12 protein-coding genes are annotated in these 13,101 nt (G+C 39.8%); 2 read left to right on the forward strand and 10 right to left on the reverse strand.

The genetic code is table 11. The features are described 5' to 3' along the window. Positions 1-26: 26 nt before the first annotated feature. On the forward strand, positions 27-413 hold the full coding sequence (locus SB028_RS15530) for a YceK/YidQ family lipoprotein (protein ID WP_069367264.1): 387 nt from the start codon (positions 27-29) through the stop codon (positions 411-413). 306 nt (positions 414-719) lie between these two features. On the opposite strand, the gene nlpE is transcribed toward SB028_RS15530, so the two are convergent. Further along, positions 720-1,400, reverse strand: a complete 681-nt coding sequence (nlpE, locus tag SB028_RS15535) for an envelope stress response activation lipoprotein NlpE (protein WP_077885070.1) — start codon at positions 1,398-1,400, stop codon at positions 720-722. A 262-nt stretch (positions 1,401-1,662) separates the two neighbouring features. Between nlpE and SB028_RS15540 the strand changes: the two genes are divergently transcribed. After that, the gene (locus SB028_RS15540) at positions 1,663-1,923 is read left to right on the forward strand and encodes a Rho-binding antiterminator (RefSeq protein WP_069367262.1); all 261 of its coding nucleotides are present in this window, start codon (positions 1,663-1,665) and stop codon (positions 1,921-1,923) included. 33 nt (positions 1,924-1,956) lie between these two features. Here SB028_RS15540 and tilS read toward each other — a convergent pair whose 3' ends face one another. The 9 genes from tilS to lpxD all read right to left on the reverse strand — a co-directional run bounded on the left by tilS (position 1,957) and on the right by lpxD (position 13,100). After that, positions 1,957-3,288 carry a tRNA lysidine(34) synthetase TilS gene (tilS, locus tag SB028_RS15545; protein ID WP_069367261.1) on the reverse strand — a complete coding sequence of 444 codons (1,332 nt, stop codon included), beginning with the start codon at positions 3,286-3,288 and terminating at the stop codon, positions 1,957-1,959. Positions 3,289-3,457: 169 nt separating this feature from the next. After that, entirely contained in the window at positions 3,458-4,201 is a 744-nt protein-coding gene (locus SB028_RS15550) for an SDR family NAD(P)-dependent oxidoreductase (protein ID WP_069367260.1), read from the reverse strand. Between the two features lie 241 nt (positions 4,202-4,442). After that, positions 4,443-5,402, reverse strand: coding sequence for an acetyl-CoA carboxylase carboxyl transferase subunit alpha (gene accA / locus SB028_RS15555; protein ID WP_069367259.1), 960 nt, complete (start codon positions 5,400-5,402; stop codon positions 4,443-4,445). A 12-nt stretch (positions 5,403-5,414) separates the two neighbouring features. Next, entirely contained in the window at positions 5,415-8,897 is a 3,483-nt protein-coding gene (dnaE, locus tag SB028_RS15560; RefSeq protein ID WP_069367258.1) for a DNA polymerase III subunit alpha, read from the reverse strand. Positions 8,898-8,918: 21 nt separating this feature from the next. Continuing rightward, a complete protein-coding gene (rnhB, locus tag SB028_RS15565; RefSeq protein WP_069367257.1) occupies positions 8,919-9,509 on the reverse strand; it encodes a ribonuclease HII in 591 nt (196 codons plus the stop codon). Further along, on the reverse strand, positions 9,509-10,681 hold the full coding sequence (gene lpxB / locus SB028_RS15570; RefSeq protein ID WP_069367256.1) for a lipid-A-disaccharide synthase: 1,173 nt from the start codon (positions 10,679-10,681) through the stop codon (positions 9,509-9,511). Before lpxB ends, rnhB begins: the two co-directional genes overlap by 1 nt. Positions 10,682-10,688: 7 nt before the next feature. Continuing rightward, positions 10,689-11,492, reverse strand: a complete 804-nt coding sequence (gene lpxA / locus SB028_RS15575; protein ID WP_069367255.1) for an acyl-ACP--UDP-N-acetylglucosamine O-acyltransferase — start codon at positions 11,490-11,492, stop codon at positions 10,689-10,691. 3 nt (positions 11,493-11,495) lie between these two features. Continuing rightward, positions 11,496-11,948: a 3-hydroxyacyl-ACP dehydratase FabZ gene (gene fabZ, locus SB028_RS15580; protein ID WP_069367254.1), complete on the reverse strand. Its 453-nt coding sequence runs from the start codon at positions 11,946-11,948 to the stop codon at positions 11,496-11,498. Between the two features lie 123 nt (positions 11,949-12,071). After that, entirely contained in the window at positions 12,072-13,100 is a 1,029-nt protein-coding gene (gene lpxD / locus SB028_RS15585) for a UDP-3-O-(3-hydroxymyristoyl)glucosamine N-acyltransferase (RefSeq protein ID WP_128860584.1), read from the reverse strand. Position 13,101 lies beyond the last annotated feature (1 nt).

The raw sequence follows: 13,101 nt of genomic DNA on the forward strand, positions 1-13,101 counted from the left end.
CTATTCTAAATCACATAGGAAATGTTATGAAAAGGCTTGGAGCAATACTTAGTATTATTCTTATATTATCTGGGTGTGGGACATTAAATAGATCGAAAAGTAATAATGATTATTACCGAGGTACGAATGCTGATGTCGAAGTTATCAATGAACCTATAATTTGGTTAGTTACTTTCGGAATGTACCCTATATTCTCAATTATCAGTTTACCTGTTGATGTTGTTTTTGATACCGCCCTTCTTCCCGTTGATCATGTGATAAAAACCCAGAAAGAAAAAGCGTACTCCGAAGAGCGCAATAGACATAAACAAGAAACCGACAGTATTTCAGATGATCAGCAACAATCGGCGTTAACGCCTTCCCCTGCTCCTACTCCAACTCATGAGCGCTGGCTAGAGAACAAAACAAAATAAATTATTACTGTAATAGCATTAAAAAATAATAGGTTATTTAAAGTATATTACGAAAAGGAAATTGTTTAGATAATGCCGTAATAGGAAATTTCTTTGATCTATTAAAAATAGAGTATTTTATACTAAGTAATACTAAGTAGTTTAAAGAGATAGATGAATTAGAAAAAGGACTTTGTGAATATATTAAAACCTAAAATTAAAAAGACTGAGTTCAGTTCAATACTAGACTCAGTCTTTACTTAACTAATTTAAACTGTCTAATAAACGCAAAGCTATTCATTTTTATTAGAACAAAATCGCTAAAACTTAACTTCTGCCACTACGATGGTTTCCACAAGAGCCATGACGGTTAAAACGCGGTTTCTCATCAGTAACAACTAAAGCGCTATCAAATTTTCCATCTTCCATTGAAGGACGAATACTGTAATAACCATTAACTTCAAGGTAAACAGGTGTTCCACCATCAACACCCGTTGAGAAATAGCCTTTTTCCAATTCAATACCACTGGCTGCGTAAACACGCCCTGATTGACAATCTTTAAACGTACCAGCATCAGCAAAATAGGTAAATTCACCTGCAAGCTGTTTAGGCTGAACCTTAGCTAAAGTATAATTTAGTTCTGAATTAATAACGTTACCATCAATATCAAGCATGACTAATTTATCTTCACGAGGTAAATAATAGCTTTTCTCACCATAGCTATTAGTCAACGTCAGCTTATCTTTACCTAATACCCATGTTCCTGATTCAAAGAAACTACGTTTATCATCAGGTGAACCTTGATAGCTTTGCTCCATAACATAAGAGCCATCTTGATTAACAAGAATTGTCGTGTCGATACCAGAGCAATCGGCACAAGGTAGAATACTGTTGTAAGTTTGGTCTACAATTTTTCCATCCAGTGATAAGCCAATATTATTTTGGCAACCTGACAGTATAAATAACCCAGCAGCAACGGCTGCAAATAAAAATTTTTTCCCCATCATCGACTCCCTACATTCTGGGTACTTTTTAATAAATGATCATCCCTATGATTCTAGCATTTTTTAAAATAAAAGGGGGCAATAAAACGAGCTTTAAGATAAATGCACCCATAATTGTCAATTATTTATCAAATCAATTCGAATAAAGAACTATTTCAGAAAATAGTTATAATAACTATTGTGCTCACATCGAATAACAGCATAATGATTTTATTCTGAATTATTCACTGGCGGCAACACCGCCACGAAAGAGTGGTGAGGGAATATGTCAACAAATACAGAATATCAACCAATTAACTGTGATGATTATGAATATCTGGAGTTAGCATGCCAGCGTGGTTTAGCACTCCATATTGAATTACATAATGGTGAGCTTATTGAAGGTATTGCAGATGACCTTTTCTTAAGCAAGAAAGTTGAATACCTAAAAGTCAAAACATCTGAAGGCTCTAAAGATTTACGGCTGGATATCATTGCCAGTTTTTCTAATCCCGAACTTGGGACAATCACTATAAAATCGGAATAACCGAATAAAGAACAGCCGCCAACTGGCGGTTGTTCATTCATGAGCCGCTTGCCACTCAATAGTCATAGCATGTTCTGATGTTGCTTTTCCCTCAACAGTAACAAATGTATCAATAGCTGCAATTAACGTATCATTATAATAAATCAAAGGTATCCGAGTCCTACGCCAAGGTGCAACTTCAAGCTCTTGCCAAATCTTTTTACTATGCCGAGCGTGCTCGCGCCCGACAATACGCAAAGATGCTTGCGTTAAACCAAAACGCACGGTGACTTTTTCATCACTTAAAGGCTTTCTGATGGTGTTTTTCCCTGTTTCCGCGACAAGTGATAGGATCCCTAATCCACTAGGTAAATATAAAGGCTTATCGAGCGACCACTCAATAGCGTGATCAACAGGCTCTTGGATGATTGGAACTAAATAAAGACGCTGTTTATAACGTCTAACTTCATCTTGATAAAATTGTAATCGAGGCTCTGCATCTTCTTTTGCTAAAGCGACTTCTTGCCATAATCGTAAGATTTGTTGTCTTGATGGCATGGTTTTATTCTGTTTAGCAAACCAGCGCCGTAGTAAAGCATTGCGCTTAATAACACTACAATGGGCAAGTTTATTAATATCTAAACTGTGCTCACTTCCCATTAAACCAGTCAGTTCTGAATCTAACAGTTCGTCCAGCAATGCTTCTTGTTCACCACACAACGCTGCACTTCGAGTTACCGCTTGTGAAAAATGTGACCAACGTTGAGTGAGTAAAGGCATTACACGCAATCGTAAAAAATTGCGATCATAACGATCATCTTGATTACTATCGTCCTCTATCCAATCTAGCCCTTGTTCAGTCGCATAGGATTCGATTTGCTCACGCGTAATATTGAGTAATGGTCGAAGTAAATAGCTCTTTTCAAATACCATTTTTGCTGGCATTGAAGAAAGTCCAGCTGGACCGCTACCTCGCTTTAAAGCCAGTAAAAAAGTTTCGGCTTGATCATCTTGATGTTGAGCTGTCACTAACACTTGTTGTGGCTGTAAATATCGACGAAAGGCTTGGTAACGCGCCTCTCTAGCTCCATTTTCAAGACCACCTTCTTTAGGATCAACATTCACTTTTTCACTGATAAAATCGACACGCCATTGCTGACAACACTGTTTACAATGGACAAGCCAATCATCTGCTTTGGTATTTAATCCATGATGAATATAAATAGCCGTTAATGCTAAAGGTAATTGAAATTCATCACGCAAACGTACAAGTCCTTGTAATAAAACGGTGGAATCGACACCGCCACTAAAACCTACCAAAATTTTAGTGTAAGGATTAATTTGTTGTTTGATTTCTTTAAGAAGTAAGCCGTATTCTTGTCTCATTGTGCTGTCATTTATCAGTGATTTCAGATGATTATGTTAAGCTTTTCTACCTGATTTTGCACGAATACAACCTAGTCCTGAAAAATGAATACGAAATTTAAGCGATTGTATTACTCATGAATAAAAATAAGGCGGAATAAACACCATTCTGCCTTAAAATAAACACGATTTACGCAGTAAAACCACCATCGACCAAATAAGAGGCACCAGTGACAAACGAAGCAGCGTCACTCGCCAAAAATACAACCACATTAGCCACTTCTTCTGGTGTACCAAGGCGACCAATAGGATGTAAGGCGACAAGTTTTTGCTTATCTAATTCACGCCCTTCCAATAAAGGAGTATCAATATAACCGGGGCAAACTGCATTAACACGAATACCTTTGCTCGCATAATCAATAGCAAGTGTTTGTGTCAGTAATTTAACGCCACCTTTTGAGGCACAATAGGCAGGAAATTCGTGTTGACCAACAAAAGAGCAAATCGAACTACAATTAACAATTACCCCTGTTCGTTTGTTTTTCAGCCAATATCGAATGGCTGCACGATTAATCAGAAAGAGTCCGTTAAGATTAACATCTAATACCCCTTTCCATTTTTCATAGTCTAATTTGTCTGCGATGTTATCGGTCAAAACACCAGCATTAGCAAAAATGAAATCCAATCGCCCATATTTATTGGCTACATAATCAATCAGCTGTTCATTCTCTTTTTCACTTTTCACATCCATTTGTATAAATTCACCAGAAAGTCCCTTTTCTTTAAGGTATTTTTCTGCTTTTTGCCCTCGAGCTAAATTACTGCCCGTAATAATAACTGATGCACCTAAAGATAAAAATCTTTCCGCAGAAGTTAAGCCAATCCCACTATTACCACCTGTAATAATCCCAACTTTACCATTAAACGATATCATCGTGTTTTCCTCTCAAAAGAAGTAAATGCTCCTATAAAATAATAGATATCGTTGATTATTCTTTTAGTAAAAAAGGAATTTAATATTGTTTTTGAGATCGACTTAACACATTGATATATAATAAATTATCGTTAATATAACCTAATTTCATTGTCTCAGTAAGAGATAATATTTAGAGTCAAAAAAAACCTCATGTTATCAACATGAGGTTCTCTTTTATTTATTGAATAGCATTATGCTATCAGCAGTAACCGTATTCCATTAAACGTTGGTAACGACGGTTTGTTAGCTCTTCTGATTCAAATGCATCTAACTCTTCTAAATCAGCTTTGATTTGTGCTTTTAATGACTCAGCCATTTCATCATAGTGACGATGAGCGCCACCTAAAGGCTCAGGGATCACCGTATCAATCAGCTTTAACTCTTTTAAACGATTTGCTGTGATCCCCATGGCTTCAGCAGCTAATGGTGCTTTATCAGCGCTTTTCCATAGAATAGAAGCACAACCTTCCGGTGAAATAACAGAATAGGTGCTGTATTGCAACATATTCACTTTATCACCCACCCCAATCGCTAAGGCTCCACCAGAACCACCTTCACCAATAACAGTACAGATGATAGGTACTCCAAAGCGCGACATTTCACGTAAGTTACGTGCAATCGCTTCTGATTGACCACGCTCTTCAGCACCCACCCCCGGGTAAGCCCCCGGAGTATCAATAAAGGTGATAATAGGAAGGTTAAAACGTTGCGCCATTTCCATTAAACGAAGTGCTTTGCGGTAACCTTCTGGTGCTGGCATACCAAAATTACGGCGGATCTTTTCTTTCGTTTCACGCCCTTTTTGATGTCCAATAACCATGACAGGACGACCATCTAAACGCGCAATACCACCCACAATCGCTTTATCATCAGCATAAGCACGATCGCCCGCTAATTCTTGGAAGTCCGTAAAGATACGATGAATATAATCCAGTGTGTAAGGTCTTAATGGATGACGTGCAAGTTGTGCAACTTGCCATGCACCAAGATCAGAAAAAATCTTACGCGTTAGCTCTAGGCTTTTTTCTCTTAAGCGTGAAACTTCTTCATCGATATTAATATCAATTTTTTCATCATGTTGGCTAACTGCAGTTAGCGAATCAATTTTCGCTTCTAACTCGGCAATTGGCTGTTCAAAATCCAGAAAATTAAGACTCATAACATTCCTATTTTAGTCAAATTCTAATTCTACCTGCTCATTACCCAGCAGAGTTCGCAGATCCGTTAAAAGCATATCTGTTGGCGTTACACGCCATGTCGCACCAAAACGTAAACGTGCGCAGGCATCATGCTTTTCAAAATAAAGATGAACCGGTATCGTGCCTGAACGATGAGGTTCTAAAACGCCGCGAAGACGATTTAATAATTGCTCATTAATTTGCCTGTCCGATAATGAGATAGCAAGCCCTCGTGCATATTTTTCACGAGCCTGGTTGATATCCATAAGTTCGCGGACTGTCATTTTAAGTCCACCATTGAAATCATCAAAGCTGACCTGCCCAGTAGCAATTAAAATCTTGTCTTGTTCTAACAAATGTTGGTATTTATCCAATGCATCAGAAAATAACATAATTTCTAAGCGACCTGAACGATCATCTAAGGTACAAACGCCGATCCTATTTCCACGTTTCGTTGTAAATACTTTAGATGCAAGTACTAAACCTGCTACCTTCACCATTTGACCACGAGGTGTTGGCACTAAATCTTTTAGACGTGTTCCTGCTGCATATCGTTCAATTTCTTTTAAATAACGCGTAATCGGATGACCTGTTAAATATAAACCTAAAGTCTCTCGCTCACCTTCTAAAACAACTTGGTCTGGCCATTTAGGGATATTGGCATAAGAGCGCTCAACTTGTTCAGGTGCTTCTGCTAACACACCGAACATGTCCGATTGCCCTATTGCTTCAGCTTTGGCATGTTGGTCTGCGGCTTTTAATGCATCTTCTAATGAAGACATCAAAGCAGCACGATGAGGCCCTAGCTTATCGAATGCGCCTGACATTATCAGTTTTTCCATCACTCGGCGATTCAATTTTTTCGTTTCTGTTCTCGCACAGAGATCAAAAATATCTTTAAAGTGACCGCCTTGCTGACGCGCTTCTACAATTGCTTCAATGGGGCCTTCACCCACACCTTTAATGGCACCAATACCATAAACGATTTCGCCTTCATCATTGACATGGAAATGGTAAAGGCCGCTATTAATATCGGGAGGAAGAACCTTTAAGCCCATTCTCCAGCATTCATCAACTAATCCCACCACTTTCTCAGTGTTATCCATATCGGCAGTCATTACTGCAGCCATAAATTCAGCTGGATAGTGGGCTTTTAGCCATAATGTTTGGTAAGAAACTAATGCATACGCTGCTGAGTGTGATTTGTTAAATCCATAACCGGCGAATTTCTCCACCAAGTCAAAGATCCTCATAGCGAGCTCACCATCGACACCGTTTTTGATAGCCCCTTCTTCAAAAACAGAGCGTTGCTTTGCCATTTCTTCAGGTTTTTTCTTACCCATTGCGCGTCGTAACATATCCGCGCCACCTAGCGTATATCCCGCAAGAACCTGTGCAATTTGCATAACTTGTTCTTGGTATAGGATAACACCATAGGTTGGTTCTAGGACAGGCTGTAAGCTTTCATGTTGCCATTTGACATCAGGATATGAAATCTCTTCAACACCGTGTTTACGGTCAATAAAGTTATCTACCATGCCTGACTGCAATGGCCCTGGACGAAATAGAGCAACAAGTGCAATCATATCTTCAAAACAGTCAGGACGTAGACGTTTGATGAGATCTTTCATACCACGGGATTCCAACTGGAATACTGCGGTCGTTTCTGAACGTTGCAACATGTCAAAACTACGCGGATCCGTTAATGGGATCGCTGAGATATCAACAGGTTCGAGTGACTTTTTAGCTCGTCGGGCATTAATCATCTCTAATGCCCAGTTAATGATGGTGAGTGTTCTTAAACCTAAGAAGTCGAATTTAACAAGACCTGCGTATTCAACGTCGTTCTTATCAAATTGTGTAACGGGGTTATTTCCCTCTGCATCACAATAAAGTGGGGCAAAATCGGTGATTTTCGTTGGTGAAATAACGACACCACCCGCGTGCTTACCCGCATTACGAGTTACCCCTTCTAATTTACGAGCCATATCAATAAGAGATTTAACCTCTTCATCAGCTTCATAAATCTCAGGTAATTGAGGCTCGGCAGCAAACGCTTTTTCTAGGGTCATTCCCGGATCAGGAGGAACGAGTTTTGAAATTCTATCAACAAAACCGTAAGGGTGTCCTAAAACACGACCAACATCGCGAATAACCGCTTTCGCAGCCATCGTACCAAATGTAATGATCTGAGATACGGCATCGCGGCCATACATTTCAGCAACGTGGTCAATAACTCTATCGCGTTTTTCCATACAGAAGTCGACGTCAAAGTCTGGCATCGAAACACGTTCAGGGTTAAGAAAACGTTCGAAAAGCAAGTCAAACTCAAGGGGATCAAGATCGGTAATTTTCAGTGAGTAAGCCACGAGTGATCCCGCACCTGAACCTCGCCCAGGACCAACAGGAACACCGTTATCTTTAGACCACTGAATAAACTCCATCACGATAAGAAAGTAACCAGGAAATCCCATCTGGTTAATTACTTTCAACTCGATATCAAGGCGCTCATCATATTCAGGGCGTCTTTTTTGTCTCTCTTCTGGATCTGGAAATAAAAAGGCTAGACGTTCTTCCAAACCTTCTTGTGATTTTTTAACAAGAAAATCTTCTGTACTCATATCCCCTGTCGGGAATTGTGGAAGAAAGTATTCTCCTAAACGGATCGTGACATTACAGCGTTTAGCGATTTCAACACTGTTTTCTAATGCTTCAGGTATATCAGCAAATAACTCACACATCTCTTCTTCTGTGCGCATATATTGCTGGGGACTATAATTCTTTGGACGTTTGGGATCAGATAACGTAAAACCATCATGAATTGCGACACGAATTTCATGTGCATCAAAATCATCACTGTCGAGAAAACAGACATCATTGGTTGCAACAACAGGCAGACCTTTTTCAGAAGCCAGTGCGACTGCTTCATGAAGATAAGTTTCTTCATCAGTACGACCAGTACGAATAAGTTCTAGATAATAACTATCGGGAAAATGGGTTTGATAATACTCAAGGCACTGATCAACTAAAGCTCTATTTCCACGAAGTAGAAACTTACCCACATCCCCCATTCTACCGCCAGAAAGCAACAAGAGCCCTTCTTTATAGGTTGTTAACCACTCTTGTTTAATCGTCGGTCCGACAGCACCATAACCGTGTTTGTAAGCTTCTGAAATCAGTAAAGTAAGGTTTTGGTAACCAACATTATTGCGAGCAAGAATAGTCAGATGTGCATATTCATCACCTAATAATTCTGTTTCAAGATAAACATCAGCACCAATGATTGGTTTAATGCCAGCACTATGTGCAGCACCATAAAATTTCACTAACCCACATAAGTTAGTGAAATCAGTAATCGCAAAAGCTGGCATTCCCAGCGAAGCCACTTTCTTCACAAGAGGCCCTGTTTTTGCCAATCCATCGATCATTGAATAATCGCTGTGTACCCTAAGATGGATAAAACGAGGATCTGCCATAGTGTTTAATTACTCTGTGGATTACTTTAAATTTAAAGCACGTTTTACAGGCGCAAAACTTTTTCGATGATAGGGTGTTGCCCCTAATAAGGCTAGTTTTTCCATATGGAAAACAGTTGGATACCCTTTATGTTTAGCAAAACCATAATCAGGGTAAAGCTTATCTAACTCTTCCATTTCTCTATCACGAGTCACTTTAGCAAGTATAGAAGCCGCACTAATTTCTTGAACTAAACTATCACCTTTTATAACCGCTTGAGAGGCCATTGGTAATTTAGGGCAACGGTTACCATCAATCAAGACCATATCAGGTGTCATTGATAATCCCGCAACAGCGCGTTCCATTGCTTTCATGGTAGCCCAAAGAATATTTAATTCATCGATTTCTTCGGGCTCTGCACGACCTATCGCCCAACATAATGCTTTTTCTTTTATTTCGTCATAAAGCGCATTACGCTTTTTTTCTGTTAGTTTTTTGGAGTCTGTTAATCCTTTAATTGGATTCGCTGGATTAAGAATAACGGCAGCTGTAACCACCGCCCCCACTAATGGGCCTCGACCAACTTCATCAACTCCAGCAATAAGATTTGCTTTTGGATATACAAATTCCATTATTTATCTACCAATTCTAATACTGCATTTGCTGCTTGCTCATCTGCATTACAGCGAATAGCGCTATGTAGCTGTAAAAATATCTCTTTTAATTGGCGTACTTTTTCTTTATCGGTTAAAAGAGGTAAAAGTTGTTGTGCTAACGCTGAGGGTTCGCACTCTTCTTGCAATAATTCTTTGATAATTTCTCGTCCCGCTAACAAATTAGGCAACGAGACATAAGGTGTTTTAACTAACCGTTTTGCTAACCAGAAAGTAAAGGGTTTCATGCGATAACCAACAACCATCGGGCATTTCGTTAACATACATTCTAATGCGGCTGTACCTGATGCAAGCAAAGTCGCATCACTTGCTGTCATGGCTTCTCTTGCTTGTCCATCAAGAAGCTGTATTTCAAGTTCGGGCGCCACATTTTGATGTATTTGTTCAAATTGGGCTCGTCGCTTAGCATTAACTAATGGCACTACAATATGAAGAGAAGGGATCTGCTGTTTTAGTAACTGTGCCGTTTTTATAAAATCAGCACTTAGCATCTCTACTTCAGCATGACGACTACCAGGAAGAAGAGCTAAACAAGGCGCATCTTCAGATATCCCTAGATGTTCACGAGCAGCCTTTTTGTCTGGATTTAAGGCTATGGCATCAGCCATTGTATGACCAATAAAACGGCAAGGAACCTGATACTTATCATAAAACGCTTTTTCAAAAGGCAGAAAAGCTAAGACGAGATCTGTCGCTTTACCAATTTTGAAAACACGTTTTTGACGCCAAGCCCACACTGAAGGACTGACATAATGAATCGTTTTGATCCCTTTTTGCTTTAAACGATCTTCAAGAGTGATATTAAAGTCAGGTGCGTCGATCCCGACAAAAACATCTGGCTTTAATTCTGTAAATCGTTGAGTGAGATCTTTTCTGATCTTTAATAAGCGAGGTAAGCGTTCAAGAACTTCGACGATCCCCATGACAGCCAGCTCTTCCATCTCATACCAAGCTTCACAACCTTCAGCTTGCATAAGCGGACCAGCAACACCGACAAAGCGAACATTAGAGTGCTTTTGTTTTAGAGCGCGGATTAATCCCGCGCCCAAGATATCACCGGACGTTTCACCAGCAACTAAGCCGATAACTAACGGACGCTGAATAGTAGATAATTGGCCTGACAAGGTCATATCCTAATTAGCGAATAATGCCACGGTTAGATTTTGCAGAGTTTTCCAGAAAATCACTGAACAATTTAACATGCGGATTATTATTATCTGCAACTAATTGTCCAATCTCTTCACGTGCTTCTTCCAGTGTTTTACCATTACGGTAAAGGACTTTGTAAGCATTACGAATGGCATGAAGATCTTCTTTAGCAAAGCCTCGGCGTTTTAAACCTTCAATATTCAACCCATAAGGGGTTGCGTGGTTTCCTTGTGCAATAACAAAAGGAGGAACGTCTTGTGCCACACCTGAACATCCACCGACCATAACGTGAGAGCCAATCTGACAAAATTGATGAACAGCACTCATACCACCGATAATCACAAAGTCACCTAAAGTGACGTGACCACCAAGTGTTCCGTTATTAGCAATAATACAATGGTCACCGATAATACAATCATGCGCAACGTGTGTATTAATCATCAGTAAGTTGTCGTTACCTATTTTTGTGATATTACCACCTTGGATTGTTCCACGATGGATAGTCACACTTTCACGAATAAGGTTACGATCACCAATAATGACTTGCGTTGGTTCACCACGATATTTCAGATCCTGATTGACTTCACCGATAGAAGCGAATTGATAAATCTGATTATCTCGGCCAATGCGTGTGTGACCATTGATAACAACGTGAGATTTAATATCAGTACCTTCACCAATCTCAACATTAGCACCAATAACACAAAAAGGACCAATGTGAACATTAGCACCAATTACCGCACCCTCCTCAATAATTGAAGAAGGGTGAATGACTGCGGATTTATCTATCATAGGCTAGACCTCACGGCGGCGAGCACACATCATTTCAGCTTCGCAAGCTATTTCCCCATCAACTTTAGCGACGCCTTTAAAGCGAGCAACACCACGACGTTCTTTAATGAATTCAACCTCTAGGATCATCTGATCCCCAGGTAAGACAGGACGTTTAAAGCGAGCACCGTCAATAGCAGCAAAATAGTAGAGTTCACCAGGTTCCAGCTTTCCTACACTTTTAAATGCTAAAATACCTGTTGCTTGTGCCATGGCTTCGAGGATCAGTACACCTGGAAAAATAGGTTTTCCTGGAAAGTGACCTTGAAAGAAAGGCTCATTAAAAGATACATTTTTTACTGCTCTTAGAAATTTCCCTTCTTCAAAATCAAGGACACGGTCAACCAATAAAAATGGGTAACGGTGTGGAAGTAAATCTAAAATTTCTTCGATTTGCAGAGTATGATTCTCACTCATTGCAATACTCTTCCTGTCTAATAAAACTGAGTCTAATTAATAATGACACGACCTGCTGTGACTCAAAAAGTGAGTTAACCCGCAGGTCGCAAAATGAGTAACTTTCGTCAATGACGTATATTGTTACTTGTCGCTACTTTCTACTTGACGTTCAAGCGATTTGAGCCTTTTTTGCATTTCATCAATTCGCAATACAAGTGCTGCGGTTTTACGCCATGCTTTATTTGATTGCAGCGGAATTCCTGAAGAATAAACACCCGGCTCAGTGATAGGACGCATTACCATTCCCATACCTGTTACCGTGACTTTATCACAGATTTCCATGTGACCATTGATAACACTTGCTCCACCAATCATACAATAGCGACCTATTTTCAGGCTGCCCGCCATGATCACACCACCAGCAACAGCGGTATTATCACCAATAATGACGTTATGTGCGATTTGGCACTGGTTATCAATGATAACACCATTACCGATAACTGTGTTATCTAATGCGCCTCGGTCGATTGTAGTACATGCACCGATTTCAACACGATCACCAATCACCACTGAACCTAATTGTGGAATTTTGATCCAATTACCACGTTCATTAGCATAACCAAAACCATCTGAACCAATCACCGTACCTGATTGAACCAAACAATCCTTACCAATGATAACTTCATGATAAATAGATACATTTGCCCATAAACGGCTATTATCGCCAATATGTGCTTTTTTACCAATAAAACATCCTGCACCAATAACTACGTTATCACCTAACTCAACACCTGACTCAATGACAGCATTTGCACCAATTGAGACGTTATTCCCTAATTTAGCATCAGCGGCAATAACAGCAGAAGGATGTATATCTTGTGCCGGCGCCGGCGTAGTATCCATAATCTGTGCCATTTGAGCATAGGCAAGATACGGGTTTTTCACTACCAGTGCGGCAACGGGGCAAAATGGAAGATCAGCTTCTGTTAATACAACGGCAGCAGCCTGACATTCACTTAATTTTTCACGATAGCGACTATCGGAAAGAAATGTAATTTGTTCGCTATTTGCTAGGCTCATTGAAGCAAGACCGGCGATAGTGATATCACCATCGCCGTGTAACTGTGCATTCAACTGCTGAGCAAGATCAGCTAATCGAATTGAAAACATC

It is taken from the genome of Proteus vulgaris (genome assembly GCF_033708015.1).
Lineage (GTDB): Bacteria > Pseudomonadota > Gammaproteobacteria > Enterobacterales > Enterobacteriaceae > Proteus.